Here is a 25,858-nt window from a genome sequence, read left to right on the forward strand (position 1 = left end):
CAGCTCCTGTTAGTTGCATCGTTTGACGGGTAGCCTTCCTGCTTAGGTACAGCGAGCAAGCCGGGATAGTGCTATAAAGGCGGTTTTGTAAATAAATCGTTAAAATATGTGGATATTCATTTAATAAGTATTATATTCAATAGTGCCTTACCGCAGCCAGCCGCCTTGGATGCGCTGGGTGGCACCATCCCTGATTGTTACCGTTCAACCTCCACCAAAATCCCAACCATCATGAAGAACCTCTCCGCATTTCTCCTGCTTGTGCTCCTGATGACTGTTGGCGTAGCAAAAGCCGGCCCTGGTGATCAGCAGAAGCTCACTTCGCGGGCTACCGCGCTTACCCGGCAAATGGCCCGCGTAACGCCCCTCAACGAAGGTCAATACGTGAAAGTCCGCCAGCTGAACCTGCGCCTGCTCGGCGAAGTGCAGGCCCTGCAGACCCGCTTTGCCAACGATGCCGCCACCCTCGACCAGCAGATGGCCGAAGTACAGGCCCGCTACGAGTGGGACCTCGCCACGATTCTGTGGCCCCGCCAGATGGTGGCCTACACCCAGGCCAAAGCCGACCTCATGGCCTTCGGTAGCCGCTAAGCTGCTTTCCGGATTAGTAGAACAAGAAGAAGGCCCACTCTCAACCGAGAGTGGGCCTTCTTCTTGTTCTAGTGCAGTTTGCTATTAGCTACGCTGCGCGATGGGCTGATAGTCGCGCTCCAGTTCGCCGGTATAGATCTGGCGTGGGCGGCCGATAGGCTCCTTGTTTTCGCGCATCTCCTTCCACTGGGCAATCCAGCCGGGCAGGCGGCCCAGGGCGAACATCACCGTGAACATCTCGGTAGGAATACCGATAGCGCGGTAGATGATGCCGGAGTAGAAGTCGACGTTCGGATACAGCTTACGCTCAACGAAATATGGATCGGTGAGGGCGGCCTGCTCCAGCTCCTGCGCAATCTTCAGCAGCGGATCATCAATGCCCAGGGCGGTCAGCACTTCGTCGGCGGCCTTCTTGATGATCTTGGCGCGCGGGTCGAAGTTCTTGTACACGCGGTGGCCGAAGCCCATCAGGCGGAACGAGTCGTTCTTGTCTTTTGCTTTAGCAATGAACTTGCTGGTGTCGCCGCCGTCCTTCTGGATAGCCTGCAGCATCTCCAGCACTTCCTGGTTGGCACCGCCGTGCAGCGGGCCCCACAGCGCGTTGATACCGGCCGAAACCGAGCCGTACAGGCTTGCGTTGGCCGAGCCTACCAGGCGCACCGTCGAGGTGGAGCAGTTCTGCTCGTGGTCGGCGTGCAGGATGAGCAGCTTGTTGAGGGCGCTAACTACCACAGGGTTGATTTCATACTTCTCCGTAGGGAAGCTGAACATCATGTACAGGAAGTTTGAGCAGTAGTCGAGGTCGTTGCGCGGATAGTTCAGCGGGTGACCCATGTTGTTTTTGTACGTCCAGGCCGCAATGGTCGAAATCTTGGCCATCAAGCGGATGACGTTGAGGTCGATTTCTTCCTTGCTCAGGTCTGGCGACACGCTTTCTGGATAGAAAGCGGTGAGCGAGCAGATCAGGCTGCTGAGGATGGCCATCGGGTGGGCCGCCGACGGGAAGCCGTCGAAAATCTTGCGCACGTCTTCGTGCACGAGCGTGTGCTTGGTAATCTGGTGCTGGAAGTCGTCGAGCTGGGCCTGGGTGGGCAGCGCGCCGTAGATCAGCAGGTAGGCTACTTCCAGAAAGCTGGACTTCTCAGCGAGCTGCTCGATTGGATAGCCCCGGTAGCGCAGAATGCCTTCCTCACCATCCAGAAACGTAATGGCGCTTTTGGTGGCCCCGGTGTTCTTGTAGCCCGAGTCGAGGGTTACGTAGCCGGTCTGGTCGCGCAGCTTACCGATGTCGAATGCCTTTTCGTGTTCGGTGCCTTCGATGACGGGAAGGGAATAGGATTTCCCGTCGAGGATCAATTCAGCAGACTCTGCCATAAAGGAGGATTAGAGGGTGGTTCGGGGGCGAAGCTAAAGAATTACCGGGTAGCCGGAAAGCTTGAGCTTGTTTGAGTACTGCTACTACAAACCGTACCCCTGGGTTGTTTGAGAATGAATGTATCCGCAAAGAAAAGCAGTCCGGCCGTACGGGTAGTATGCTAAGCGGCAATTTAATGCAGATTAAATGTGGCTGCCAGCGAAAATTCGCCTGCAAGATACTGGCTCCGCCTTATTTACCGATGCAGAACTGAGTGAAAATACTGGTCAGCAAATCGTCGGAAGAAATTTCGCCAGTGATTTCGCCCAGCGCCGCCAGGGCGTGGCGCAGGTCGGCGGCCAGCAGCTCGGTGCCGGCGCCTGTCGCCAGGCCCGTCAGCACGGCGTTAAGCGCCAGCGCGGCCGCTTCTAGGCTGCGGGCGTGGCGCAGGTTCGTGACGATGGTGCTGCTGCCCAGCCGGTCGAGGCCTTCGCCACGCACCAGTTGCAGCAGCGCCTGCTGCAGCTCGTCGAGGCCGTCGCCGCGGCTGGCCGCAATGAGCACGGTGCCGGGGCGGCTGCGGAAGGCATCCAGTTCGGGGTCGGAGGCGGTGTCGAGCTTATTGCCGACGGCCAGCACCGGTACGCCGGGGGCCAGTCCCAGGGCCTGAATCTCCGCTTGAAGCTCGGTGGGATTAGTGGTCGTAATATCAAATAGATATACCACCAAAGCGGCCTGCAACACCCGCTTCATAGTGCGCTCCACGCCCATGGATTCCACCACGTCGGTGGTATCACGCAGGCCGGCCGTGTCTACAAACCGGAACCGGATGCCGTCGATGCTGACCTCGTCTTCGATCAGGTCGCGGGTGGTGCCGGCAATGGCCGAGACGATGGCGCGCTCCTCGTGGAGCAGGGCGTTGAGCAAGGTACTTTTGCCGGCGTTGGGCCGCCCGGCAATGACGGTGGTGACGCCGTTCTTGATGACGTTGCCGAGCTCAAAGGAGCGGAGCAGCCGGCGAACCAGCGCCTGCACTTCCTGGAGCAGCGTCACCAACCCGGTGCGGTCGGCAAACTCTACGTCTTCCTCGCCGAAGTCCAGTTCCAGCTCTAGCAGGGCGGCGAACTGCACGAGGCGGCCCCGCAGGTCTTTCAGCTCGCGCGAGAAGCCGCCGCGCATCTGCTGCATGGCTACCTGGTGCGAAAGCTGCGAGTCGGCGGCAATCAGGTCGGCCACGGCCTCGGCCTGAGCCAAGTCGAAGGCGCCGTGCAGAAAGGCGCGCTTGGTGAACTCACCGGCCTCGGCCAGCCGCGCGCCGCGCCGCGTGAAGAGGCGCAGCACCTCCTGCACGATGTAGTCGGAGCCGTGGCAGCTGATTTCCACCACGTCCTCGCGGGTGTAGGAGTGCGGGGCCCGGAACAGCGACACCACTACCTCGTCCAGAATCCGGTCGGCGTCGCGGATGGTGCCGTAGTGCAGGGTGTGGCCCGGCTGGTCGCGCAGGCGCTTGCCGGCAAAGGCGCCGTCAGTGAGGGCAATGGCCTCGGGGCCGGAAAGGCGCAGCACCGCAATAGCCCCCGCGCCGGGCGGGGTAGATAGGGCAATGATGGTGTCGGAAAGCGCGGGAGGATGGGCTAGGGCCACAGGCAAAACAGCTGGTTCGGGCGCAAAGGTACGCAACCCTGGCCGGGCATAAATCTTCCGGCAAACCAGCCCGCCACCAGCCGACCGGACTCCTAACCGGCCACGAACAGGTTGCGGCTTACCTCCGCCGAAAGCATGGTGGTGATGGAGTTGTTTATTCTGACTTCCAAAGAATTATCAAACTCTACCTTGTCCAGTACTTCAATATAGGAACCCAGCTTAAGCCCCGCTTTGTCGAGGTACTGCAGGAAGGCCACCGACGTGTTCTTGACGGCTACCACCGGGCCCTGCTCGCCGGGCAGCAGGTCGGCCACGAGGCGGTGGCTGGGGCGCAGCATGGCGCCGTCCTCGGTCGGGATTGGGTCGCCGTGCGGGTCGAGACGCGGGAAGCCCAGGAACTCGTCGAGGCGGCGCACGAGCAGCGGCGAGTCGATGTGCTCCATCTGCTCGGCCACTTCGTGTACCTCATCCCAGTTGAAGCCCAGCTTCTGCACCAGAAACACCTCCCACAGGCGGTGCTTGCGGATGGTAAGCAACGCCAGCTGCCGGCCCTCGGCCGTGAGCGACACGCCCTTGTAGCGCTGGTAGTGCAGCAAGCCTTTTTCGCCGAGGCGGCGCAGCATATCCGTGACGGAGGCCGGGCGGGTCTGCAGGACCTCGGCAATGCTGTTGGTGCTCACGTCGGAGCCCGGCGCCGCTTCGGCCAGCTTGTACACGGCCTTCAGGTAATTCTCCTCGGTGAAGCTGGGCATCTGTCTGAATTAAAAATTAAAAATTGAGAATCAGGAAGTAAGAACGGCCGCTTCTGAGCTGTAGTAGCGTCAGAAAACGGCCATTCTTCAATTCTTAACTCTCAATTTTCAATCGTCTTCTTTACCATTTGATGAGCGCCGAGGCCCAGGTGAAGCCCGAGCCAAAGGCGGCCAGGCACACCAGGTCGCCGCGCTTGATGCGGCCTTCCTGCACGGCTTCGCTCAGGGCGATGGGCACGCTGGCGGCGGTGGTGTTGCCGTAGCGCTGGATGTTGCTGAAAATCTTGTCGTCGGTGAGGCCCATTTTCTGCTGCACAAACTGCGTGATGCGCAGGTTGGCCTGGTGCGGAATCAGCATGTCGATGTCCTTGGACTCGTAGCCGTTCTGGTCGAGGGCCTCCTTGATAACCTGCGGGAAGCGCACTACGGCGTGCTTGAACACGTTCTGGCCGTTCATGTAGGGGTACATGTCGAGCTCGTTGGCCACGACGTAGTCCACCCGGTTGTTGCGGTTAGAGCCGGGCTCCTTCACAATCAGCTCCTCGGCGTGCTCGCCCTGGGAGTGCAGGTGGGTGCTGAGAATGCCGTGGCCTTCGCGGGTGCTGGGCCGCAGGACCACCGCGCCGGCGCCGTCCCCGAAAATAACCGACACGCCCCGGCCGCGGGTGCTGATGTCGAGGCCCGAGGAGTGAATCTCGGAGCCGACTACCAGCACCGTATCGTACATGCCGGTTTTGATGAACTGGTCGGCCATGCTCAGGGCGTACACGAAGCCCGAGCACTGGTTGCGCACGTCGAAGGCCGGAATGGGGGCCACGATGCCCAGCTCGCGCTGCAACAGCACGCCCGAGCCCGGGAAGAAATAGTCGGGCGACAGGGTGGCAAACACAATCATCTGCACGTCGTCGGGCGTGAGGCCCGCCATTTCCAGGGCCTTGCGGGCCGCGTTGGCGCCCATGTTGGCCGTGGTGTCTTTGCCCTCCTCAAACCAGCGCCGCTCCCGAATGCCGGTGCGTTCCTGAATCCACTCGTCGGTGGTTTCCATAAGTTCAGTGAGGTCGGCGTTGGTTACGACCCGCTCGGGAACGTAGTGGCCAACGCCGGCAATTTCAGAATGTCGGAGAGTAGACATGAGGAAGGGAATTAGGCAGAGAAACGGGGCAGGAGGTGCCGAAAGTAAGAAAAAACAGGCTATCCGCTCTCTAACGGCCGGCAAAGGTCGGCAGTTACCGGATAGAATCCACCACGGCGCCTAATTTTATGGCTTCGGCAGCCCACAGGGCCGCGGCCGGCGGGCCGTCTGGGTAAAACTGGCGAGTGGTCAGCTCCGCTACAAACTCGCTGGAAACGTGAGGGAAATCGACGGTTATGGCCGATGCGTAGGGCGCGGCCACCTGCTGCCACAGCGGATTGGGCGGCATCAGCAGGGGCAGGGCATGGGCCAGATACTCGTAGAGCTTGGTGGGTACGCACTGCGCCGAGCTGGGGTGCGGCCGATACGGCAGCAGGCCCAGGTGGCTGCGTTGGATTTCGGCCACGATGCGGGCGTGCGGCACCGGCACGTCGCCGCCGATGAGCACGACGCCCGGCTCTGTGGCCACCAACTGCAGCAACCGGGCTAGGACCGCCGGCTGCTGGCAGAACCCGATGATGGTGAGCTGCGCCGTGGGCCAGTGCTGCCGCAGGTTCTGCGCAAAGGCCACGGCCTCAAACACGCCGTTCAACTCGGAAATAGTGCCTGAGTACAGCAGCCGCAGCGGCTGGCCTGGAGCCGGCATCGGGCCAGCCTGGGCCGGGAGTGTCTCGCCGGGCTGGGGCTGGTACTTGTTTTCCAGCACTATGGTGTTTTCGGGCTGGGCAAAGGGCAGCTCGGCCGCGTAGCTGCGCTCGGCCAGCAGCACGCGGGCGGCGCGGCGGGCCGCCAGGGTTTCCAGGCCCCGCACCGCGCCGGCCAGCAGCCCGCGCAGCCAGGCCGGGTACACGCGCTGCGTCCGGATATTGAGGGCGTAGTTTTCGCGCACATCGTAGAGGAAGTGGCGGCCACGGCCCAGCGCCTGCCACAGCAGCGTGAGTGGCAGCAACTCCGGGGCGTGCACCACCACCAGCCGGGGCTGCAGCTGCCGCAGCAGCTGCCCGTAGCGGAGCTGGGCCTGCAGCCGGTCCAGGCTCAGGCGGGTGCCACGTAGCAGCGTGTGGGTGTGCAGGTTGGCCGGAGCATCGGCCGGGTGGGGCGCCGCCCGCCCGGCTATGTGCACCACCGTATCCGGCCGCCCGGCCAGGGTGCGCCCGAACTTCCCGAACATGCGGGTATCGTCCAGGGGCTTGAGCACTGAGGCCAGTAATATGACGGTTGGGGGCGGCAGATGCGGCATTGTGGCAGCGAAGATGGTAAGTTTGCGGCTGAGTGGTTGAATTGTTTGATGGTTAACTGGCTGGTCGTTCTGTTGGGCGCGCTACACACTTCTTGAACAAACAGCCATTCAACCATTAATTAATTCAACCATTCAGTAAGAATGACCGACCTGCAGCAAACCATCGAAGCAGCCTGGAACGACCGCAGCCTGCTCACTAATGCCACCACCACTGAGGCCATCCAGCACGTAATCGAGGAGCTCGACAAGGGCCGCCTGCGCGTGGCGCAGCCCGCCGCCGACCAGGAAGGCGGCTGGCTGGTAAACGACTGGGTGAAGAAAGCCGTCATCCTATACTTCCCCATCCGCCAGATGGAAACCATCGAGGTGGGCCCGTTTGAGTTTCGCGACAAGATGCGCCTCAAAACCAACTACGAGCAGCAGGGCGTGCGCGTAGTGCCGCCGGCCGTAGCCCGCTACGGCGCCTACCTGGCGCCCGGCGTTATCATGATGCCGAGCTACGTGAACATTGGCGCCTGGGTAGGCGAGGGTACCATGGTGGATACCTGGGCCACGGTGGGCTCCTGCGCTCAGATCGGGGCCGGCGTGCACCTGAGCGGTGGCGTGGGCATCGGTGGGGTGTTGGAGCCGGTGCAGGCCGCGCCGGTTATTATTGAGGACGGCGCCTTCGTGGGCTCGCGCAGCATTCTGGTGGAAGGCTGCTTTGTGGGCCGCGAGGCCGTTATCGGGGCCGGCGTGACCATCACGGGCAGCACCAAGATCATCGACGTGACGGGCCCCGAGCCGGTCGAGTACAAAGGCACGGTGCCAGCCCGCTCGGTGGTTATCCCGGGCTCCTACACCAAGCACTTCCCGGCCGGCGACTACCAGGTGCCCTGCGCCCTCATCATCGGGCAGCGCAAGCCCAGCACCGACCTCAAAACCAGTCTCAACGACGCCCTGCGCGAGCACAACGTAGCGGTGTAAGGTGCTGAAGGGACGAGGGGAAGGCTGAAAATGATGGATAACCGGGCCCCGCAAAGTGTTGCGGTTAGCCGGCAAGTCGCTATCATTGGCTTTCCCCTCGTTCCTTTATCCCTGTTTACCTCATCACTTCACCACCCCCATGAACACGAAATCTGGGCCGGTATCGGCGGCGGAAGCCCGCGATGAAATCCGGAACTACATTGCCGCCGAATACGAGAAGCCTGCCGCTGAGGTGCAAACCAAGGTGGTGTTCAATATGGACCTGCCCTGGGTGGATGGGGCGGTGCAGCCCTGCTACTTAGTAGAGTGGTTTGCCGGCCTAGCCAACGGCGTGGCCGTAACGGGGCCGTACACCTACAACCTGCCCGAGCTCAACGTAGGCGACACGCGCCAGCTGGGCGGCCTCAACGAGTGGCGCCAGCAACTGCTCAACCTGTATGCTGGCTGCGAGATGGCCACCGCTGCCCGCCTCACCCAGCCCCTCACCGACTTCTCGGACCCCACGCGCACCCGCCTGATCCTGGAAAACCTGCAGGACCGCCGGGCCCCGCGCTTTGTCATCAACTGCTCGGTGCGGGAGTTCCTGCGCGTCGGCACCGACGAGTACTATGTGTTCAACGGCGATTGGGTGCACAATCCGCACTATTCCTACTCGGCTACGTTCGGCTTCAAGCCCCGGCAGGAAAACACCACTCTGGTGCTACCCGAAGACGAAAGCACCATCCGGATTGCGCCCCACAAGTTCCTGACCCCGGTGCCCGAGGTGGGAGCTGACGGTGCTTATCCGGGCGAGCCATCCGGCTTCATCATGATGAAAAACGGCCGCATCGTGGAATATATGGCGGCACCCGCCACCCGCGCCGTGCTCGACAAAGTGGCCATGTACTATCTGCTGGGTCAGGAAAACGGCCCGTTTGCCATCAAGCGGTAAGAGCCAGCACCGATGGGCCTTACCTGATAACGCCCACGAAAAAGCCCCGACCTGCATATGCAGGTCGGGGCTTTTTCGTGAAAGCTCCGTGCGTCTATTGCAGGGCGCCTTTTTTTAGCTTGTCGCCGAATACGGCCCGCACTTTATCTACTTTGGGCCGCACCACAAACTGGCAGTAAGGCTCGCGGCCGTTCTGCTTGTAGTAGTTCTGGTGATAATCCTCGGCCGGGTAGAAGCTCTTGAGCGGCTCAATCTCCGTCACAATAGGCTGGTCGAAGGCTTTGGCCGCGTTGAGCTTCTGCTTGTATTCTTCGGCCAGGCGCTTCTGCTCCTCGTTGTGGTAGTACACACCGGAGCGGTACTGCGTGCCGGTATCGGCGCCCTGGCGGTTGAGGGTGGTAGGGTCGTGGGTTTTCCAGAATATCTCCAGCAGCTGCTCGAAGCTGATGATAGCCGGGTCGTAGGTAATCTGAATCACTTCGGCGTGGCCGGTCAGGCCACTGCACACTTCGCGGTACGTAGGGTTAGCGATGCGCCCGTTAGAATAACCGGACACTGCTTTTTCCACGCCTTCGAGGTCCTGAAATACGGCCTCGACGCACCAGAAGCAGCCAGCTCCGAAAGTTGCCTTTTCCATTGGTTGGGATGTCGTAGTTAAGAGAGAAAATTCTGCACGTAAGCCTGCGGTACAAAGCACGGCGCGGCTGAGAGTTGCATACGGTTAAAAGGTAATTCGGGCCGAAAAAGTTTGTTTTTCGTCGGAGTTACCGCCCTGTTAGCCAAGCTAACATCAGGCAGGTGCCTATACGCAAAAACTGCCTCTCAAGTACTTGAGAGGCAGTTTAAAAAAGGTACTAAGCGGGCAGCGGCCGATCTACTTGCGGAAGCGCTCGGCCACCACCAGGTCCTTGGTGCCGTGGCCCCAGCTGTAGAAACCTTCACCCGACTTCACACCGAGGCGGCCGGCCATCACCATGTTTACCAGCAGCGGGCATGGGGCGTATTTGGGGTTGCCCAGGCCGTCGTGCAGCACGCGCATGATAGCCAGGCACACATCCAGCCCGATGAAGTCGGCCAGCTGCAGCGGGCCCATAGGGTGAGCCATGCCCAGCTTCATCACCGTGTCGATTTCCTCTACGCCCGCCACGCCTTCGTGCAGGCTGATGATGGCCTCGTTGATCATCGGCATCAGGATGCGGTTGGCCACAAAGCCGGGGTAGTCGTTGACTTCCGTCGGGGTCTTGCTGAGCTGCCGCGACAGGTCCATGATGCGGGTCGTCACCTCATCCGACGTGGCATAGCCGCGGATAACCTCCACCAGCTTCATCACCGGCACCGGGTTCATGAAGTGCATGCCAATCACCTTGTCGGGCCGCTGCGTGACGGCCGCAATCTTGGTGATGGAAATAGACGACGTATTGGAGGCCAGAATAGCGTCTTGGGGCGCGTGCTGGTCCAGCTCGCGGAAGATATTGAGCTTGAGGTCCACGTTTTCGGTGGCGGCTTCCACCACCAGCTGCACGTCGCGCACGCCCTCGGCAATGCTCGTGAATGTGCGGATCCGGCCTACGGTGGCCGTTTTATCGTCCTCGCTGAGGCTGCCCTTGGCCACCTGGCGGTCCAGGTTTTTGGCGATGGTGCCCAGGGCCTTGTCGAGGGCTGGCTGGCTGATGTCGATGAGGGCAACCGGGAAACCGTGCTGAGCGAATACGTGGGCAATGCCATTGCCCATGGTGCCCGAGCCAATAACGGCGACGTTGATCATACTAAACAAGAAGGAAAGGGTGGGAAAAGGAGCGCTGGCGGGCCGTGGGGCCGGCCGGCCGCAAAGCTACTCTGAAAAACGCGCCTGCTCCAATCAAAACCAAGGCGCGTCACGGTCAGGGGCCGGCATTAACAGCCGGAATGCTAAAAAGTTTGCGCTAGTAAAATGCTCTTTCCGGGCTTACAGGCAGGTTTTTGATAATCATAGTAGTAGCGGGTTCGGATTTTTCCAACAAGATTATATCCTTTTGATAACCCCCGCGTACAAATCCGCAAATCAGCTTGCTAATGTGGCCCTACTGCATTACAGGCCCAAAAAAACTTCCAAACTCTCTCCACCAACTCAATCCAATCACCATGGGCAATTTGCTGTACATCATCGCCGTAATCCTCATTCTCATCTGGGCACTGGGCTTCTTTGGCGTGCTGGGCACCGGCATGGCTGGCAACAACCTGATTCACATCCTGCTGGTTATCGCCATCATCGCCATCCTGCTGCGGGTTATCCGCGGTGGCCGCGTAGTCTAGCTACGCGCAGCCTGCCGCTGGCAGGCTGGAAATAGTCTGAAAACCTTAAAAGGGCCTCCCATTCAGTTGGGAGGCCCTTTTCTGTTGGTGCTTCAGCTACGGAAAGCCAGTGGCTATTTCAGGTCGTAGAGAAAGCTGAACCGGATAACCGGCTGCCCATACGGCGACAGAGGATAGCCCTGGGTATCGTAGCCATTGTTGAAATTGTACAGCAGCACGATGTCGGCGGCTATCCGGTCGCTGATCTGGTTGCGGTAGCCGGCCCCGGCCAGCGGCGTTTTCATGGTCCGGTTGGTCTTCACGACCTCAAACCGCTGCGCGCCGGTCTGGTAGATATCGTAGCTCTGGGCTTTGGTTACCTCGTACTCGGCATGAAAGAAGAACTGGTCGAAGAGCGTATACTGCAGAAACGCCTTCACCCCCAGACTGTTCAGGTTGATGCTGCGGGGCAGCCCCAGTGCCTGGTAGTCCTGCGGAAAAGAAATGTTGTTGTAGGCGTAGCTGATGCCGGGGCCTACCGACAGCTTTTCGTTGACCCGGTAGCCGATAGAAGGGCTGAGGCTGGCGCTGAACTGCCCGCCGCTGTAGGGGTTGCTGCTGTAGCCCAGGCCGAAGTTGGAGTACAGAAAGTACCGGCGCAACGGCTTGGGCTGCTCACTGGCCCGGCTGCCGGCCGGAAAGTCCAGCCCCGACGGGCTATCCGACGAAGGCTGCGGGGTTGGCAGCGGCGCATTAGTAGGCGCCGGGGCCGGTACGGGCACCGCCTGCTCCTGCGGGCGCGGGGCCGGCGAAGCGGGGCGGGGCGCCGTACCGGGCGGGGCCGTGTTCAGCTGCGGCTTCACGGTAGAAGTACTATCGGTGCGCTGGGCGGAGGCGTTGGGGGCCAGCGCCAGCCCGGCCCCCGTGGTGAGGGCTGCGGCAAGCAGAAAACGGAAAGAGACGTTCATACCGGAAGGTAACGCAGTTAGGAGACGAGTTGATATTTGCGCTGGCGCAGGGCCTTGATCTGCTCATCGGCCAAGTATTCCTCGTAGTTCATGCGCCGGTCGATGATGCCGTCGGGCGTAAGCTCGATAATACGGTTGGCAATGGTTTCGATGAACTGCAAGTCGTGCGACACGAACAGCAGCGTGCCCTGGAAGTCACGTAGGCTGTTGTTCAGAGCCGTAATGCTTTCCAGGTCCAGATGGTTCGTCGGGTCGTCGAGAACCAGCACGTTGCCCGATTCCATCATCATCTTGGAGAGCATGCAGCGCACTTTCTCGCCCCCGCTCAGCACGTTGCTCTTCTTCTGCGACTCCTCGCCCGAGAACAGCATGCGGCCCAGGAAGCCCCGGATAAACGATTCGTCCTTCTCGGTGCTGTACTGGCGCAGCCAGTCTACCAGGTTCAGGTCGGTATCGAAGAACTCGGAGTTTTCCTTGGGGAAGTAGCTTGGCGTGATGGTGGTGCCCCACTTGAAGTCGCCGGTGTCAGGCCGGATCTGCTCAAACAGGATATCGAACAGCAGGGAAGGGGCGCGGTCGTCGCGGCTGATGATGGCCACCTTGTCCTTCTTGTCCAGCGAGAAGCTGGCGTTGCGGAACACCACTTGCCCGTCTACCGACTTGCTCAGGTTTTCCACGGTCAGCAGCTGGTTGCCGGCTTCGCGTTCGGGTTTGAAAGCAATGTAGGGGTACTTGCGCGAGCTGGGCTTGATTTCTTCCAGCGTCAGCTTCTGCAGCAGCTTCTGGCGCGAGGTAGCCTGCTTGCTCTTGGAAGCGTTGGCCGAGAAGCGGCGCACAAACTCTTCCAGCTCCTTGCGCTTGTCCTCGGTCTTTTTGTTGATGTCTTGGCGCTGGCGCAAAGCCAGCTGGCTGCTCTCGTACCAGAACGAGTAGTTGCCGGGGTACATGGTGATTTTCGAGAAGTCGAGGTCGGCCATGTAGTTACACACCGCGTCAAGGAAGTGACGGTCGTGGCTTACTACAATAACGGTGTTCTGGAACGAGTCGAGGAAGTTCTCCAGCCACAGCACGGTTTCGGCGTCGAGGCCGTTGGTGGGTTCGTCCAGCAGCAGCACGTCAGGGTTGCCGAACAGAGCCTGGGCCAGCAGCACCCGCACTTTGTCGGAGCCGCCCAGGTCGCCCATCAGGGTGTAGTGCTTGTCTTCGCCGATGCCCAGGCCGGAGAGCAGCTCGGCCGCCTCGTACTCGGCGTTCCAGCCTTCGAGGTCGGCAAACTCGCCTTCCAGGGCCGCGGCCCGCTCGCCGTCAGCGTCCGAGAAGTCGGCTTTGGCGTAGAGGGCGTCCTTTTCTTCCATCACCTTCCAGAGGCGGTGGTGGCCCATAATTACCGTCTGAAGTACGGGCTGGGCATCGTAGGCAAACTGGTCCTGGCGCAGCACCGACAGGCGCGAGCCGGCCGGCATCATCACCGAGCCCGTGTTGGCCTCAATGTCGCCGGCCAGGATTTTTAGAAACGTGGACTTACCCGCGCCGTTGGCGCCGATGAGGCCGTACACGTTGCCGGGCATGAACTTGATGGTAACGTCTTCAAACAGCACGCGCTTACCATAGCGCAGGCTGACATTGGAGGTGCTAATCATAGAAAGAGAAAGGACGAAAAATCAGGCAAAACAGGGACAACCGGTCCGCGGGCCCGCAAAAATACAGAAAATGCCCCGCGCCTCCGCACCGGAGCCCGTAGCAACAGGCAAAGCCGGCCAAAACGACCGGCAGGAACTACAAAATTAGGCCCTGCGCGCAACAACACCGCCGCAAAACGGTATAGAATAAGGAGCGGCGCCTGGGACAAGCTACTGACAAACAGCAGCTAGTGTGCTTCCGGTTCCGCCAGATGCCCGGGTTTTCTCTTCCAACCTTAACCATTTTGCTACATGAACGACGCACGCATAACCCCCGAGACCAACGGTGTCCGCTACGGCCTTTTCACTTCGGTTGGCATGATGCTTTACTTTGTAGTAGCCTCTCTGTTTGGCCTCACCAGCCGCATAGAGTTTAGCTTCCTCAACTTTGGCATCATGGCGATTGGGATTTGCTTGGCCATTGCCAACTTCAAGCGTTACAAACACGACCGGATGCCTTATCTGCAGGGATTTGGTACTGGCATTATCACGGCCGCCGTTTCCTCACTGGCATTTGGGTTCTTCTTTATCGGCGTCACGGCGCTGCGGCCCGACATCATGGACCAGATTCATGCCCGCGACCTGTTCGGGCTGGAGCTGTCGGCCCTGATTGCGTTTCTGGCCATTCTGCTGCAGGGCGCCATGGTTGGCGTAATCATTTCGCTGGTGGCCATGCAGTACTTTAAAAGCCCTGACCATAAGCCCATTGAGGGAATTGAGTAAGCAGAGATAAAGCTGCGGAAAGGCCGGTCCCGGAAGGGGCCGGCCTTTTTTTGTATCTACAAGCACATTTTTTTCAGTTAGCCGGCACTTTCCAGAAACGATACGGGTTGTCCCAAAAATGAAAATGAAAAAATACCCGGAAAAATTGTTGTTGTAATTATGCTAACATATATTTGTATTAAATATAGTGCTAGCATATACTGCGTGCAGAGCTTACTCCCTGTTTTTCCGAGTGCCTTTTCTTTCTGATTCCTACAGTTTTTTTGCCCTTTTTATGAAATCCGCTGTCTTTACTCTGTTGCTGACTGTAGGCTTGGCCAGCTCTGCTGCCGCGCAGAAGCAGGACCGCCATGCTGAGCTGCCGGGCATCGGCGACCCGCCGGCAGCTCGTGTGGAGGAGATGACTCGTCAGATGTCCAACTCTCTGCATCTGAATGAGGCCCAATACATCCGCTTGCGTGCTGTCAACCACATCAAGCTGGCGCGCATGGACGAAATCAGCTGGCAATACAAAGATGACGTTGCCCAGCAGCGGGCCAAGCTCGGTGAGTTGGAGGCGCAGTACGAAGACGAGTGCAGCCGCATTCTGACACCTTCGCAGCTGAGCATCTACCGCGCCGAGCAGCATCAGGACACCGTTCCGGCAACACCAGATCCGCAGGAGGGAGGCCTGGGCTAAGCGCCTGCTGACACTCACTCTACATCAACGAAAAGCGGCATCCCCAGCCTGGGGATGCCGCTTTCTTTGTTGCTAGGGCTGATGGCAAGCACTTCAGTAGTGCCAGCAGATAAAGGGAACAGGTAAAGTGAATATTGAATAAATTATATTTAAAGACTGTTGGGGCGAGCCGTCAGCACTTCCGTGACGGTGCCCAGCGGTCCGAAGCGGATACTGAGCTTATTGGCGCCCGAGCGTTGGTGCGGGGGCAGGCAGTGTGGGCCCGACTCCAGGTAGTAGTTGTAGATTTTTTCGGTTTGCTCCGCCAGCTCCTCTTCATCGGGGCGGCCCAGTAGCTTTTCGATGGTGGCGGTGCGGAGGCCATAAAGCTGCTCTTTGGCCTGCAAAAGGCTTTTCAGCTGCCCTGGGCGTAGGTCCTGGCAGCCGTAGGTATCGCGCCGCCACACGGTAGCGTCGAAGCCGGGAAGCTCCGGAGTTGCCGGGCTGCAGGCCGCCAGAAGTGGCACGAAAATGACAGTGTAAGCGAACCGACGGAAGAACATAAGCGGGAGGTACGGAACTGAGTGCCTGTTAAAAAGGGTTGACGGCAGCAGGGATGAATGCGCTAAAATACTATTTTTGTAAACCCGAACCCGGGCCCGGAATGTTCGCTTGCTTTTTTGACTTGCTTCGCCTGTTCAGCCGATGACCTTTGCACCGACTGCCGTAGCTACGCTACTTCTTGCCGCCAGCCTTTTCACTACTTTGCCGGTGGCAGGTTCCCGCCCCGACACCGAGCCCACAGGCAACATCAGCAACCAGGCGTTGCGGATGCAGTATCTGGCCGCTTTCGAACAGTACACGCTCAGGAGCTATGCGGAAGCCCGGCTTACCAACTACGGCCTTTCCCCGAATGTTTACCGCGAGGCGCTGCTTGGCTACTACAGCCTGCACCGCAGCGGCGTGGCCAGCCAGCCGGTGGTCACCATCATCGACTTTTCGCTGCCCAGCACTCAGAAACGACTGTGGGTAATTGACCTCAAGCAGCAGCGGGTGTTGTTTCATACGCTGGTGGCGCATGGCAAAAACACCGGCGACAATATGGCCCAGCGGTTTTCCAACGTGGAAGGTTCGGAGATGAGCAGCCTGGGTTTCTACGTAACCGGCCAGACCTACCAGGGCAAGCATGGCTTGTCGTTGAAGCTGCACGGGCAGGATGCGGGCCACAATACCAACGCTGCCAGCCGCGCCGTAGTGGTGCACGGTGCCGACTACGTGAGTGAGCAGTTTGTGCGGCAGCACGGGCGTCTGGGCCGCAGCCAGGGGTGCCCGGCGCTGCCGGTTGCGCAGGCGCCCACCATCATCCGGGCCATCCGGAATGGCTCAGTGGTGTACGCGCACGGACCCAGCAAAGCCGCCTACGCCTCGGCATGGCTGCAGCTGGACCCGGCCCTGACGGCCTTCGCGCAGTGGCGCGGCCTGCCTGGGGCTTAGATCTACCGGCAATTACCTGATAAAAAAAGGGCCCGCCTGATTACAGGCGGGCCCTTTGCATGGCAGATGTGCCGTCTTAGTTATGCCCGGTCGCCGGTGGCTTTCACCAGGTTGATACCGGCAAAGAAGAAAATCAGGCCCACTGCGAAAGGCACGATAGAATTTACCTTGCTCAGCGAGACGCCAGCCATATGCAGGAAGCCCAAAGCGCCATAAATGATGCCGACGATGCCTAGGATAGTGAGGATGGAGCCGAAAGTGCGTTTCTGATTCATGACCGAAGAAGATGTGAGGTGGAAGGAGAGTAGGGAGAGTGGCCGTGAGGCCTGATGGGGACACATACGGCGAAGCGGGCCTTTTGGGTATAGCGGCCAGGCAACCCTGCCTGCCCCGGCCCGTTACAAGCCCAAATAGCCGTTAGAACGGCCTATTCCCCCTTTCGCTCCCTTTTCAACCAACTCCAATCATGAGAGGAAATCTCCGCTACATTATCGCCCTGCTGATGGCTGGCGTGACCCTGCTGACATATTACTGCAAACGCTCTGTGAATGAGGTGACCGGCGAAGTGCAGCACGTGGACATGACAGCCGAGCAGGAAATTGCCCTCGGCCTCCAGGCGGCCCCCGAAATGGCCCAGCAGTACGGCGGCCTGCACCCCGACCGCCAAGCCAGCGCCCGCGTCGAGCAGATCGGGCAGGACATCGTGCGCAGCACCAAGGCCGGCCAGAGCCCCTATAAGTTTCAGTTTCATTTGCTGGCTGATGAGAATACCATCAACGCCTTTGCGCTGCCCGGCGGCCAGGTGTTCATCACGGCCGGTCTGCTGAAAAACCTGCGCAGCGAGGGCCAGGTGGCCGGCGTGCTGGCCCACGAGGTCGGCCACGTGGTAGGCCGCCATTCGGCCGAGCAGATTGCTAAGTCGCAGCTGACGCAGGGGCTGAGCGGGGCCGCCGCCATTGGCATGTACGACCCCGACCGGCCGGCCACAGCTGCTGGCTCCGCGGCCGCTGCCATGGTAGGCAAGCTGCTCACGCTACGCTTCGGCCGCGAAGACGAACTGGAATCGGACCGGCTAGCCGTGGACTACACGGCGCAGGCCGGCTACGACCCCCGCTCCATGATTCAGGTGATGCAGATTCTGGAGCAGGCCGGCGGTGGCGGCGGGCAGCCCGAGTTTCTGAGCACGCACCCCAACCCCGGCAACCGCATCGGCGAGCTGGAGCGGGCCATAGCAACGGAGTTTCCTCAGGGCGTGCCAGCGGGCCTGAAGCCGTAGGCGCTGCCAACCTGTTTTCTCTACCATTGCATGAGGCCGGCCATTTGGTCGGCCTCATGTCGTTTAGAAGACGCATATCTTCGCCCTCATACCTATAATTTCCTTCCGCAACATGGCAGTTCCCACCTCCGCGACGCTCCGCACCTTGTTGTTCGTGCTGAATCCCGTGTCAGGTGATATCAGCAAGGCCGAGCTGGAAAGCGCCATCACGGCCTACTGCACGGAGCGCGGCCGCCGGGCCCGGTTCTACCACACCACCGGCAAAAACGACCTGCAACACCTGCAGCGGCATCTGCAGCAGCATGCCTACGATGCCGTATTTGCGGCCGGTGGCGACGGCACCGTGAGCCTGGTGGCCGAGGCCCTGCTCGGTGGGCTGGTGCCGCTCGGGATTCTGCCGCTGGGTTCCGGCAATGGCCTGTCGAAGGACCTGGGCATTCCGCAGGATCCGCAGGAGGCCCTAAAGCTGACGTGGCAGCACGTGGTGCGGCCCATCGACACGCTGCAGATCAACGGCCGGTTCGCGGCGCATCTGGCCGATCTGGGCTTCAATGCCCTCATCGTGGAGCGTTTCGACCAGGGTGATACCCGCGGGCCGGGCGCGTACGTCCGTATTGCCACGCAGGAGTACCTGAGCTACGTGCCGGCCACCTACCAAGTGCGAACCGAGCACGAGCAGTGGGAGGGCGCGGCCTTCATGCTTACCATCGCCAACGCCCGCACCTTCGGCAGCAACGTCATCATCAACCCCGACAGCCAACTCGATGACGGGGAGTTCGAGATTTGTGTGATTGAGCCGTTTCCCGGCACGGCCGCGCCCGGCATCCTCTACAACCTCTACACGGCCGGGTTCGATGCCTCGGAGTATACGCGGCGGCTGCAGGGGCGGCAGGTGAGCATCAGGGTGCCCGGCGCCACACGGGTGCTGTGCCAAATTGATGGCGAGCCGTGCTACCTAACTACCCCGATTGAAGTGACAATCCGGCCGCGCAGCCTGCGGGTGCTGGTGCCGGCCGCGCTATAGCGGCAGCTCCGCCGTAACTGGCAGCCTCACCGACCGAACGAGCGGCGCCGCCACCACAGGCCCCGGGTACAGGCGCTGCCGAAACACCTCGGGCAGCGGCGCCCCGGCTGCGTCGGGCTCCAGGGTGCGCAGCCACGTTTCACCGTTGGCGTAGTAGTCGAGGCTGAAGAATCCTTTGTGCTCGTGCACGAAGGTGGCCTGGCCGCCCTTCTGCACAAACGCCGTTTTGCTGCCCGCGCCACTCACCAGGTAGTGGCTGCCGTGCTGCTCGAAGTACTGCAGGTTGTGGTCGTGGCCGGCGGCGTAAACCAGGTGGGGGTGCTGGTGCAGCACGCGCAGCAGGCGGCGGCGCATTTTGCGGTAGCGGGGGTGGGCCATGTCCTCGGCAGCCCCCACCAGCTTGCGGTAGAGCGGCAGCAAAGACCCGATAAATGGCAGCGGCACGTAGGCCCGCTTGTGCACGGTGGTGAGCGGAAATACGTGCTGCTTGGCCGTGAACTTGCCGCCGTGCAGGGCATTGGAGTACAGCGGATGATGGCCCGCCACTACAATGCGCTGGTGCTGATTTTCGGTGAGCAGCCGCTGCAGCTGCCGGAAAGGCTCCTTGGAGTCGGAGGTCGGGCGCGGGCCCTGCTGCACCCACCACTGCGTGTTGAGTACCAGCAGCAGCAGCCCATCGGCCAGCTGCAGCGCCACCGGGCCGGGCGTGCCACCCGCCGGCAGGTAGTGCGCCGTCGGCAGCTGCTCGCGGATGTAGGCTTCCTGGCGCAGCAGGTACTCGTAGCCGTCGGGGCGGCCTTTGTTCCAGTCGTGGTTGCCGCTCAGAAACACTACGTTTCCGGGGAAGGGCCGCAGCACGTCCAGCAGGGCATTGAGGCGCTGCTCGGCGGCGGCGCGGCCGGGGTGCTCCGGGGCGGGCAGGCCGGTGGGGTACACGTTGTCGCCGAGGATGATGACGGTGCCGGCCGGGCCGGTTTCGTGCTGCCAGTGCTGCAGCAGCCGGAGCAGATTGTCGGTGCCATCAGTGGCGACGGCGCCCGGGTCGCCGAGCAGGGCCACGCGGTGCTGCAGCGGCGTCAGCGGGTCGGGCTGGTGGAGTTGCCAGTCGTTGTGGGCGGGGGCCACGTAGGGGCGCCGCCGGTAGTGCCGCTCCTGGCGGTAGCGCACCAGCAGCCAGGCCGTGAGAGCCGCCGCCAGCGCCGCCGCTATATAAAAAAACAAGGTCGAAGGAGAAGTCACAGGCACACCAATAAAACGCTACTTACCATACGTATACGGGCGGCCCAATCGTTCGGCCCAGCGCCGACGGCTGACGGCATCAAATCAGAAATTCGGCGGCGTCAGGTTTTTGAAGTGGCCATTGAGGCGCACCCGCTCCTTGAGGCGCTCGGTTTCGAGCAGCACGGGCAGAATGTGCTCCAGGTGCTCCAGCACCAGCTCCTGGCGCTCGGTTTCGGTTTCAGCCTCTAGCAACTGAAACTCCTGCTCGGTGCTCAGCCCCAGGTGATGCGCCACGTCATACACGCGGTAGTCGGCCGGCAGCTCCTGCATCAGCTTGCGCAGCCCCAGCACATCGTAGAGCCGCTCCACGTGCGCCGTGATGCGCGCCTGCAGCAGCACGTCGGGCGTGTTGTCGTCGGCTACTTCCTCGATGAGGCCCCCGGCGTAAAGCTTGCCCGGGGCCTGCCGGTAGAACTCCTCGATGCGGAACACGCCGATGGCGCGGGTGCGGATGTCCAGCTCGCCGCTGTCGTAGCTTTTCTCGACCCCAATGAGCTGCATCTCGGTGCCCAGCATACTCACGGCCTCGTTGCGGTAGGGCGGAATGCCGAAGGTGATGCCTTCGCTCAGGCAGTCGCGCACCAGCTGGCGGTAACGGGGCTCGAAGATGTGGAGATTGAGTTTTTCGCCGGGAAAAACCACCAGATTAAGCGGAAACAGGGCTAGCAGTCGTGACATGGCTTGTTAACAACGATACGGCGAAAAGGTAGGCGAAAACCGGAAACATGCCGGCCTATGACCCCGAAAATGCTACTTTTACGGGTGCTACGGCCATCTGGGCCGCTGCAATCCTCGCAGATTTTTACTTATCTCCGGAAGTGACAACGGATTATACCAAGGTATGGCGGCAGGCCCGGCAGGTGGCCCTGCAGGTAGTAGTGGCCTTATTTCTGGCCTCGATTGCCTGGGTGCTACTCTACCGCTGGGTGGCGCCGCCGGCCACCTGGCTGATGCTGGACCGCCGCGCCCACGCGCCGGTGGGCCTGGGCTACTACGGCATTCAGGAAGACGACCGCACCATCAACTACCATTTCAAAAGCCTCGACGAGGTATCGGCGGAAGTGCCGCTGGCCCTGATTGCGGCCGAAGACCAGCGCTTCCTGCTGCACCACGGCTTCGACGGCAATGCGCTCTGGAAGGCGGCCAAGTACAACTTCGGGGGCGGCAAGCAGCTGCGCGGCGGCAGCACCATCACGCAGCAGGTAGCCAAAAACGTGTTTCTGTGGCACGGCCGCAGCTACATCCGCAAGGCGGCCGAAGCCTACTTCACGGTGCTCATCGAGCTGCTCTGGGACAAGCGCCGCATCATGGAAATGTACCTGAGCGTGGCCGAAATGGGCGACTGCACCTTTGGGGTGGAGGCCGCCTCGCAACGCTACTTCCGCAAGCCCGCCAGCCGCCTCAACCGCCAGGAAGCTGCGCTGCTGGCCGGGGTGCTGCCCAACCCATTGCGGTTCCGGGCCGGCAACCCGGGGCCCCAGGCCCGCGCCAAGCAGCGCCGCGTGGTCCGCAACATGCGCCGCCTGGGCGGCACGGCCTACGTGCGCGAATTGCTGGACTAATTCCGGTGCCAACGCGGTGCCGAATTCGCCGGTAGTTTGCACCTTGGGGCCTTCCGATGTACCTGCGTTACTCTTCCTGTATGAAACGATTTGCACTCCTGCCGCTGGGCGTTCTGCTGGCTTGTTCTGCCAGCCGCCCAACTTCCCCGACAGGCCCGCCGGATGCGCCGGCCGAAACGCGCCGTGCCATCGAGCGGCTGCTGACCACCCAAACCGCCGCCTGGAACCGCGGCGACGTGGCCGGGTTCATGCAGGGCTACTGGCAGAACGATTCGCTGGTGTTCATCGGCAAGAGCGGCCTCACCTACGGCTGGCAGCGCACCCTCGACAACTACCGCCGCAGCTACCCCAGCCCTGAAGCCATGGGCCAGCTCCGCTTCGACGGCCTGCGCATCACGCCCCTGACCCCGGAAACGGCGCAGGTAGTCGGCCGCTGGCACCTCACGCGCCCCACCGCCGGCGACCTGCAGGGCCACTACCTGCTGGTGCTGCGCCGCCTGAACGGCCAGTGGGTGATTGTGGCTGATCATTCGAGTTAGGGCACTTTTTGTCATTGCGAGCGAAGCGAAGCAATCCTTCCTCTCTGTGCGCTAAGAGTGAAGTAAGCAGAAAGCCTTCCGGCTCCAGCGCAGTCATTGCGCTGGAGCCGGAAGGCTTTGCTGTAAGGAAAGTTTAGAACACGAGAGGAAGGATTGCTTCGCTTCGCTCGCAATGACAGGGAGTTACTGCATCACCGGTTTGCCATCTCCTTCGCCGTCGAGGTCGTCTTCGGTGTCGGCGGCTTCGTCTTTCTGCTTTTCCTGCTGCACGGCCGGAATGGCTTCATCGAATATAAAGCCGGCCTTGGCCGCGTGTTCGGCGGCCTGCACAGTGTCCTGTACCAGCAGCATCTCCACTTTTTCGTTGTGCAGCTCTTCAGTCACGCGCTGCACAAGGTTGGCGCGCTCGGGCAAGTTTACGTCGCGGATGTATATGGCTAGCACACGTCCGGGGTGGCGGCGCACCACTTCGCGGTATATGTTGGCATCTTCCTGGCCTGAGTCGCCGATGAGGATGAACGGCAGCGTGGGGTAGGTGAGCAGCAGGTTGTCGATTTCCTTGAGCTTGTGGCCATGGTGCGAGGAGGCCTCGCCCGACTTCTTGGCGGCCAGCGCGGCGTCGCGTAGCAGCAGTGGGCCGGGCGGAATGTCGTTGAGCTGCAGGAAGTCTTCCAGCAGGTCGTACAGGTTCCAGGGCGAGCTGCTGACGTAGAAAAACGGGTTGTTGCGCTTGCCGTTGCGGCCCAGCTGCAGCTGCCGGTAAAATTCGGCCACGCCCTTGAAGGGCAGGCGCGAGCGGGCGTTGCGCACCAGCACCGTACGCGCCATGCGCAGCAGGTTGGTGGCCGAAGTCTGGATGACGGTGTCGTCAAGGTCGGAGATGATGCCATACTCGGCGTCGGCGGGCGGAATCAAGACCGGCGCCATGGCCCGCAGGTCGGTGGTGGTGTAGGGGTGAGGCACCTGCTGGAGCAGCACTTCCACCGGATACCAGAGGTAATCCACCGGCTCGGGCAGACTTGTGGGCTCTAGGTTCAGGGTGAAGTAGCCTTCCTCATCGGTTACTACCGGGTGCTGGGAGCCGTCGGCGGGCTGCACGAGCAGTTGCGCGCCGCTGATTTCGTTGCTGTCGAAGCGGCGGTACATATTCAGCAGGTTGTGCAGGCGCGAGTCGGAGGCGTCGGGCTCGGTAATGCCTTTGTCGGTGAGCAGGCGGCCTTTCACGTAGAGGCGCGTGGGCGTGCCGTAGCTGCGGTAGGGAAGGAGTTGCAGCGGATGCAGCAAACCCAGGCGGGCCCGGGCCCGGGTTAGCAGAGAATCAGCGCGTTCGGCCAGATTGCCGAGGTGGTTGAGCAGGGACATGCAGGCAAGTACGCGCAAATCACCTGATTTGATGCTTTAACGTGCGTTTTTGGGACCTGCAGACATAAAAAAGCCGGCCGCGTATGCGGCCGGCTTTCCGTATAGCCTGGAGATTGGGGCCGGGTTAGATGATGCGCTTCAACTCCTCGAAGTTGCTGTTCGACACCGAGCGGCTGCGGCAGTTGAGCTGCTCAGCCTTGGTCTGGATTTCCTGAATGCGGGTGGCCGGGGCGGGGTGGGTGCTCAGGAAGGCGGGCGGGTTGCCGTTCTGGTTCTGGCTTTCGGCCTTGATGAAGAAGCCCGCCGCGCCGTCGCAGGCGTACTGGGTTTTGTTGAGGTAGATAACCGAGTATTGGTCGGCCTCACTCTCATCGTCGCGGCTGAACTTGAGCTGGCCGAGGCCGGTGGCAATCTGCACCAGCTGGTTGGGGTTGTCGCCGACCAGCAAGCTCAGCAGCAGACTGATGCCGTATTGCTGCTGCAGCTGCTTGGAGGTATGGCGGCGGTCGGCGTGGGCAATTTCGTGGCCCAGGATGCCGGCCAACTCACTTTCGGTGTCGAGAAACTTGATCAGGCCCGAGTACACGTAAATGTGGCCGCCGGGCGTGGCAAAGGCATTCTGCACGGCGTCGTCCTTGATGATTTTCACATCCCAGGGAAACTCGTTGCGGTAGCGCACCTCGCCCGAGTTTAGCACCTTGTTTACCACGCCATCAAGCAGCTGGTAGGCGCGGGCGTTGCGGGTGTTGCGCTCCAGCAATTGGCCTTTGGCGCGGTAGGTGGAGTCGGTCTGGTCGGCCACCTGCTGGCCCAGGGTTTTGTCGTCTTCCACCGAAAACAGTACCACGCCGTCGCCGCCGTCGGAAGAGCAGGCGGCCGTGCCGCCGAGGGTGGCAGCCAAAGAGAAAAGAAGCCAGGGTTTGCGCAGTAGGTGTAGCATCGGAAGGAAAAAGAACAGTGGAAATGAAACAAGGAAACCGTGAGCTGCCGAAAGAAAAAACGGTGCCAGAATCACGCAGGACGGTACGCTTTGGCTCCGCGGGTAGTTGCTGAGGCCGGAAAAACGGCGGCATCTGACTGCAGATCAGCCGAAAAAAAATCTGCTTTAAGCTGCTGCCCGGGCGCAGTGCCTCGCGTGGAGTTTCGCTCACCTTTCCCGGCTGCTTTGCGTACATGCAGGCTACCCGCGCTGTTCTGGCCGGGATTTACCGGCCTATCTATGTCTGCTACCACTGCCCGCCCCAAAACCAAAAAGAAGCACCTGCCGCCGCTGCAGGAAGCCCACGAATTGTATAAAGACCCCGCCCGCCAAGCCGAGCTGGCCGGCCTGCGCTACTTCACTGACGCCAAACCGGGCCTGACCCGCAAAGCCACCCGCGCCGGCAGCTTCAGCTACCACACCGTAGCCGGCGAGAAAATCACCGACGAAAAAGTGCTGACTCGCATCCAAGGCTTCGTGATTCCGCCGGCCTGGACGGAAGTATGGATTTCGCCGTCGGCCAACACGCACCTGCAAGTAACGGGCCGCGACGCCAAGGGCCGCAAGCAGTACCTCTACCACCCAGCCTGGGACCAGGCCCGCAGCCTCACCAAGTTCAGCCGCCTGCGCGCCTTCGGCGAGAAGCTGGCCGAGCTGCGCGCCCAGATGCAGAAAGACCTGGCCCGCCCCGCGCTCGACAAGCCCAAGGTGATGGCCCTAGTGCTCACCCTGATGGACAAGTCGTTTATCCGGGTCGGCAACCGCGAGTACGCCGAGAAAAACAAAACCTACGGCCTCACCACCCTCCGCGACAAGCACGTGCAGGTAACCGGAGGTGATGTGCGGTTTGCCTTCGTGGGGAAGAAGGGCGTGGCCCACGACCTCACGCTGCACGACCGGAAGCTGGCCAAGCTGGTGCAGAAGTGCAAGGAAATTCCGGGTCAGCACCTGTTCCAGTACTACACCCCCGACGGCCACCGGCAGGAGCTGGAATCCGGCGACGTGAACGAGTACCTGCAGCAGGTAACGGGCCTCAAGCTTTCGGCCAAGGACTTCCGCACCTGGGGCGGCACCGTGAAGATGGTGGAGTGCCTGGAGCGGGTACTGGATGAAGAACCCGACTTCCCAAAGCCCAAAACGCTGAAACGCGCCCTCAAAGATGTGGCCCACGACCTGGGCAACACGCCCACGGTCTGCTCGAAATACTACATCCATCCGCAGGTAGTAGAGCTGTTTAACTCCGACAAGCTCATCGACTACCTGCGCCGCCACGATGCCAACCCCGCCAAAAACGACCTGCTGACTCCCACCGAGCACATGGTGCTGGATATGCTGGCCGAGCTGGAGGGAAAATAGGAGAAGTAAAGATTGGGCCGTTCAACCTCTCCCGCAGGAGGCGTTGAACGGCCCAATCTTTACTTCTCAATTTCTA

At 61.1% G+C, this 25,858-nt stretch carries 27 protein-coding genes; 12 read left to right on the forward strand and 15 right to left on the reverse strand.

The genetic code is table 11. From position 1 onward, the window contains the following. The first annotated feature begins 231 nt into the window (after nt 1-231). Entirely contained in the window at nt 232-591 is a 360-nt protein-coding gene (locus O9Z63_RS06690) for a hypothetical protein (protein WP_270128539.1), read from the forward strand. Between the two features lie 84 nt (nt 592-675). On the opposite strand, the gene O9Z63_RS06695 is transcribed toward O9Z63_RS06690, so the two are convergent. The 5 genes from O9Z63_RS06695 to O9Z63_RS06715 form a co-directional block, all read right to left on the reverse strand. Then, nucleotides 676-1,965 carry a citrate synthase gene (locus O9Z63_RS06695; protein WP_044017767.1) on the reverse strand — a complete coding sequence of 430 codons (1,290 nt, stop codon included), beginning with the start codon at nt 1,963-1,965 and terminating at the stop codon, nt 676-678. Between the two features lie 232 nt (nt 1,966-2,197). Then, nucleotides 2,198-3,589: a tRNA uridine-5-carboxymethylaminomethyl(34) synthesis GTPase MnmE gene (gene mnmE, locus O9Z63_RS06700; RefSeq protein WP_270128540.1), complete on the reverse strand. Its 1,392-nt coding sequence runs from the start codon at nt 3,587-3,589 to the stop codon at nt 2,198-2,200. A 92-nt stretch (nt 3,590-3,681) separates the two neighbouring features. Then, nucleotides 3,682-4,341 (reverse strand): metal-dependent transcriptional regulator, encoded by a 660-nt coding sequence (locus O9Z63_RS06705; RefSeq protein ID WP_270128541.1) that lies wholly within the window; start codon nt 4,339-4,341, stop codon nt 3,682-3,684. Between the two features lie 121 nt (nt 4,342-4,462). Then, entirely contained in the window at nt 4,463-5,473 is a 1,011-nt protein-coding gene (locus O9Z63_RS06710) for a 3-oxoacyl-ACP synthase III family protein (protein ID WP_270128542.1), read from the reverse strand. 94 nt (nt 5,474-5,567) lie between these two features. Beyond that, nucleotides 5,568-6,671, reverse strand: a complete 1,104-nt coding sequence (locus tag O9Z63_RS06715; RefSeq protein ID WP_270128543.1) for a glycosyltransferase family protein — start codon at nt 6,669-6,671, stop codon at nt 5,568-5,570. A 183-nt stretch (nt 6,672-6,854) separates the two neighbouring features. Here O9Z63_RS06715 and O9Z63_RS06720 point away from each other — a divergent pair, with 183 nt between their 5' ends. Both O9Z63_RS06720 and O9Z63_RS06725 read left to right on the forward strand, forming a co-directional pair. Then, nucleotides 6,855-7,679, forward strand: coding sequence for a 2,3,4,5-tetrahydropyridine-2,6-dicarboxylate N-succinyltransferase (locus O9Z63_RS06720; RefSeq protein ID WP_270128544.1), 825 nt, complete (start codon nt 6,855-6,857; stop codon nt 7,677-7,679). 139 nt (nt 7,680-7,818) lie between these two features. Further along, nucleotides 7,819-8,610 carry a hypothetical protein gene (locus O9Z63_RS06725; RefSeq protein WP_270128545.1) on the forward strand — a complete coding sequence of 264 codons (792 nt, stop codon included), beginning with the start codon at nt 7,819-7,821 and terminating at the stop codon, nt 8,608-8,610. A 94-nt stretch (nt 8,611-8,704) separates the two neighbouring features. On the opposite strand, the gene msrA is transcribed toward O9Z63_RS06725, so the two are convergent. Together msrA and O9Z63_RS06735 are read right to left on the reverse strand one after the other, a co-directional pair. Continuing rightward, a complete protein-coding gene (gene msrA / locus O9Z63_RS06730; protein WP_270128546.1) occupies nt 8,705-9,247 on the reverse strand; it encodes a peptide-methionine (S)-S-oxide reductase MsrA in 543 nt (180 codons plus the stop codon). Between the two features lie 237 nt (nt 9,248-9,484). Next, nucleotides 9,485-10,375: a 3-hydroxybutyryl-CoA dehydrogenase gene (locus O9Z63_RS06735; RefSeq protein WP_270128547.1), complete on the reverse strand. Its 891-nt coding sequence runs from the start codon at nt 10,373-10,375 to the stop codon at nt 9,485-9,487. Nucleotides 10,376-10,731: 356 nt separating this feature from the next. Between O9Z63_RS06735 and O9Z63_RS06740 the strand changes: the two genes are divergently transcribed. Next, on the forward strand, nt 10,732-10,902 hold the full coding sequence (locus tag O9Z63_RS06740; protein ID WP_269560959.1) for a lmo0937 family membrane protein: 171 nt from the start codon (nt 10,732-10,734) through the stop codon (nt 10,900-10,902). A gap of 113 nt (nt 10,903-11,015) precedes the next feature. On the opposite strand, the gene O9Z63_RS06745 is transcribed toward O9Z63_RS06740, so the two are convergent. Further along, nucleotides 11,016-11,849, reverse strand: coding sequence for a hypothetical protein (locus tag O9Z63_RS06745; RefSeq protein WP_270128548.1), 834 nt, complete (start codon nt 11,847-11,849; stop codon nt 11,016-11,018). Between the two features lie 17 nt (nt 11,850-11,866). Beyond that, nucleotides 11,867-13,489: an ABC-F family ATP-binding cassette domain-containing protein gene (locus O9Z63_RS06750; protein WP_270128549.1), complete on the reverse strand. Its 1,623-nt coding sequence runs from the start codon at nt 13,487-13,489 to the stop codon at nt 11,867-11,869. A gap of 357 nt (nt 13,490-13,846) precedes the next feature. Here O9Z63_RS06750 and O9Z63_RS06755 point away from each other — a divergent pair, with 357 nt between their 5' ends. Together O9Z63_RS06755 and O9Z63_RS06760 are read left to right on the forward strand one after the other, a co-directional pair. After that, a complete protein-coding gene (locus O9Z63_RS06755) occupies nt 13,847-14,251 on the forward strand; it encodes a hypothetical protein (protein WP_270128550.1) in 405 nt (134 codons plus the stop codon). Between the two features lie 274 nt (nt 14,252-14,525). Continuing rightward, complete coding sequence (locus O9Z63_RS06760; RefSeq protein ID WP_270128551.1) at nt 14,526-14,930, forward strand: hypothetical protein; 405 nt, start codon at nt 14,526-14,528, stop codon at nt 14,928-14,930. 149 nt (nt 14,931-15,079) lie between these two features. On the opposite strand, the gene O9Z63_RS06765 is transcribed toward O9Z63_RS06760, so the two are convergent. Continuing rightward, the gene (locus O9Z63_RS06765) at nt 15,080-15,472 is read right to left on the reverse strand and encodes a hypothetical protein (RefSeq protein ID WP_270128552.1); all 393 of its coding nucleotides are present in this window, start codon (nt 15,470-15,472) and stop codon (nt 15,080-15,082) included. 208 nt (nt 15,473-15,680) lie between these two features. Between O9Z63_RS06765 and O9Z63_RS06770 the strand changes: the two genes are divergently transcribed. Beyond that, complete coding sequence (locus O9Z63_RS06770; protein WP_270128553.1) at nt 15,681-16,403, forward strand: murein L,D-transpeptidase catalytic domain family protein; 723 nt, start codon at nt 15,681-15,683, stop codon at nt 16,401-16,403. 80 nt (nt 16,404-16,483) lie between these two features. Here O9Z63_RS06770 and O9Z63_RS06775 read toward each other — a convergent pair whose 3' ends face one another. Further along, nucleotides 16,484-16,678: a hypothetical protein gene (locus tag O9Z63_RS06775; protein ID WP_044017754.1), complete on the reverse strand. Its 195-nt coding sequence runs from the start codon at nt 16,676-16,678 to the stop codon at nt 16,484-16,486. A 191-nt stretch (nt 16,679-16,869) separates the two neighbouring features. Here O9Z63_RS06775 and O9Z63_RS06780 point away from each other — a divergent pair, with 191 nt between their 5' ends. Together O9Z63_RS06780 and O9Z63_RS06785 are read left to right on the forward strand one after the other, a co-directional pair. After that, nucleotides 16,870-17,679 (forward strand): M48 family metallopeptidase, encoded by an 810-nt coding sequence (locus tag O9Z63_RS06780; protein ID WP_270128554.1) that lies wholly within the window; start codon nt 16,870-16,872, stop codon nt 17,677-17,679. Nucleotides 17,680-17,791: 112 nt separating this feature from the next. After that, nucleotides 17,792-18,703, forward strand: coding sequence for a diacylglycerol/lipid kinase family protein (locus tag O9Z63_RS06785; protein WP_270128555.1), 912 nt, complete (start codon nt 17,792-17,794; stop codon nt 18,701-18,703). Here O9Z63_RS06785 and O9Z63_RS06790 read toward each other — a convergent pair. Continuing rightward, complete coding sequence (locus O9Z63_RS06790; RefSeq protein ID WP_270128556.1) at nt 18,698-19,942, reverse strand: metallophosphoesterase; 1,245 nt, start codon at nt 19,940-19,942, stop codon at nt 18,698-18,700. The two genes, O9Z63_RS06785 and O9Z63_RS06790, sit on opposite strands and share 6 nt — an antisense overlap. A gap of 84 nt (nt 19,943-20,026) precedes the next feature. Next, nucleotides 20,027-20,662 (reverse strand): LON peptidase substrate-binding domain-containing protein, encoded by a 636-nt coding sequence (locus O9Z63_RS06795; RefSeq protein WP_270128557.1) that lies wholly within the window; start codon nt 20,660-20,662, stop codon nt 20,027-20,029. A 140-nt stretch (nt 20,663-20,802) separates the two neighbouring features. On the opposite strand from O9Z63_RS06795, the gene mtgA reads away from it, so the two are divergent. Then, complete coding sequence (gene mtgA, locus O9Z63_RS06800; RefSeq protein ID WP_270128558.1) at nt 20,803-21,546, forward strand: monofunctional biosynthetic peptidoglycan transglycosylase; 744 nt, start codon at nt 20,803-20,805, stop codon at nt 21,544-21,546. 80 nt (nt 21,547-21,626) lie between these two features. Then, nucleotides 21,627-22,085, forward strand: a complete 459-nt coding sequence (locus O9Z63_RS06805) for a YybH family protein (protein WP_270128559.1) — start codon at nt 21,627-21,629, stop codon at nt 22,083-22,085. Nucleotides 22,086-22,268: 183 nt separating this feature from the next. On the opposite strand, the gene O9Z63_RS06810 is transcribed toward O9Z63_RS06805, so the two are convergent. Further along, a complete protein-coding gene (locus O9Z63_RS06810; RefSeq protein WP_270128560.1) occupies nt 22,269-23,447 on the reverse strand; it encodes an App1 family protein in 1,179 nt (392 codons plus the stop codon). A 124-nt stretch (nt 23,448-23,571) separates the two neighbouring features. Further along, a complete protein-coding gene (locus O9Z63_RS06815) occupies nt 23,572-24,348 on the reverse strand; it encodes a M48 family metalloprotease (RefSeq protein WP_270128561.1) in 777 nt (258 codons plus the stop codon). Nucleotides 24,349-24,666: 318 nt separating this feature from the next. Here O9Z63_RS06815 and O9Z63_RS06820 point away from each other — a divergent pair, with 318 nt between their 5' ends. Then, nucleotides 24,667-25,782, forward strand: coding sequence for a DNA topoisomerase IB (locus tag O9Z63_RS06820; RefSeq protein ID WP_270128562.1), 1,116 nt, complete (start codon nt 24,667-24,669; stop codon nt 25,780-25,782). Nucleotides 25,783-25,858 lie beyond the last annotated feature (76 nt).

The sequence above is a fragment of the Hymenobacter yonginensis genome, assembly GCF_027625995.1.
Classification (GTDB): domain Bacteria; phylum Bacteroidota; class Bacteroidia; order Cytophagales; family Hymenobacteraceae; genus Hymenobacter; species Hymenobacter yonginensis.

What these genes read in the sequence shown, in the direction of transcription:
- O9Z63_RS06795 (WP_270128557.1), bottom strand. Translation starts at nt 20,662, where the DNA reads ATGTCACGACTGCTAGCCCTGTTTCCGCTTAATCTGGTGGTTTTTCCC.
- O9Z63_RS06755 (WP_270128550.1), top strand. Translation starts at nt 13,847, where the DNA reads ATGATGCTTTACTTTGTAGTAGCCTCTCTGTTTGGCCTCACCAGCCGC.
- O9Z63_RS06775 (WP_044017754.1), bottom strand. Translation starts at nt 16,678, where the DNA reads ATGAATCAGAAACGCACTTTCGGCTCCATCCTCACTATCCTAGGCATC.
- O9Z63_RS06745 (WP_270128548.1), bottom strand. Translation starts at nt 11,849, where the DNA reads ATGAACGTCTCTTTCCGTTTTCTGCTTGCCGCAGCCCTCACCACGGGG.
- O9Z63_RS06750 (WP_270128549.1), bottom strand. Translation starts at nt 13,489, where the DNA reads ATGATTAGCACCTCCAATGTCAGCCTGCGCTATGGTAAGCGCGTGCTG.
- O9Z63_RS06705 (WP_270128541.1), bottom strand. Translation starts at nt 4,341, where the DNA reads ATGCCCAGCTTCACCGAGGAGAATTACCTGAAGGCCGTGTACAAGCTG.
- O9Z63_RS06740 (WP_269560959.1), top strand. Translation starts at nt 10,732, where the DNA reads ATGGGCAATTTGCTGTACATCATCGCCGTAATCCTCATTCTCATCTGG.
- O9Z63_RS06780 (WP_270128554.1), top strand. Translation starts at nt 16,870, where the DNA reads ATGAGAGGAAATCTCCGCTACATTATCGCCCTGCTGATGGCTGGCGTG.
- O9Z63_RS06720 (WP_270128544.1), top strand. Translation starts at nt 6,855, where the DNA reads ATGACCGACCTGCAGCAAACCATCGAAGCAGCCTGGAACGACCGCAGC.
- O9Z63_RS06710 (WP_270128542.1), bottom strand. Translation starts at nt 5,473, where the DNA reads ATGTCTACTCTCCGACATTCTGAAATTGCCGGCGTTGGCCACTACGTT.
- O9Z63_RS06690 (WP_270128539.1), top strand. Translation starts at nt 232, where the DNA reads ATGAAGAACCTCTCCGCATTTCTCCTGCTTGTGCTCCTGATGACTGTT.
- O9Z63_RS06785 (WP_270128555.1), top strand. Translation starts at nt 17,792, where the DNA reads ATGGCAGTTCCCACCTCCGCGACGCTCCGCACCTTGTTGTTCGTGCTG.
- O9Z63_RS06805 (WP_270128559.1), top strand. Translation starts at nt 21,627, where the DNA reads ATGAAACGATTTGCACTCCTGCCGCTGGGCGTTCTGCTGGCTTGTTCT.
- O9Z63_RS06735 (WP_270128547.1), bottom strand. Translation starts at nt 10,375, where the DNA reads ATGATCAACGTCGCCGTTATTGGCTCGGGCACCATGGGCAATGGCATT.
- O9Z63_RS06765 (WP_270128552.1), bottom strand. Translation starts at nt 15,472, where the DNA reads ATGTTCTTCCGTCGGTTCGCTTACACTGTCATTTTCGTGCCACTTCTG.
- O9Z63_RS06725 (WP_270128545.1), top strand. Translation starts at nt 7,819, where the DNA reads ATGAACACGAAATCTGGGCCGGTATCGGCGGCGGAAGCCCGCGATGAA.
- O9Z63_RS06810 (WP_270128560.1), bottom strand. Translation starts at nt 23,447, where the DNA reads ATGTCCCTGCTCAACCACCTCGGCAATCTGGCCGAACGCGCTGATTCT.
- O9Z63_RS06695 (WP_044017767.1), bottom strand. Translation starts at nt 1,965, where the DNA reads ATGGCAGAGTCTGCTGAATTGATCCTCGACGGGAAATCCTATTCCCTT.
- msrA (WP_270128546.1), bottom strand. Translation starts at nt 9,247, where the DNA reads ATGGAAAAGGCAACTTTCGGAGCTGGCTGCTTCTGGTGCGTCGAGGCC.
- O9Z63_RS06760 (WP_270128551.1), top strand. Translation starts at nt 14,526, where the DNA reads ATGAAATCCGCTGTCTTTACTCTGTTGCTGACTGTAGGCTTGGCCAGC.
- O9Z63_RS06820 (WP_270128562.1), top strand. Translation starts at nt 24,667, where the DNA reads ATGTCTGCTACCACTGCCCGCCCCAAAACCAAAAAGAAGCACCTGCCG.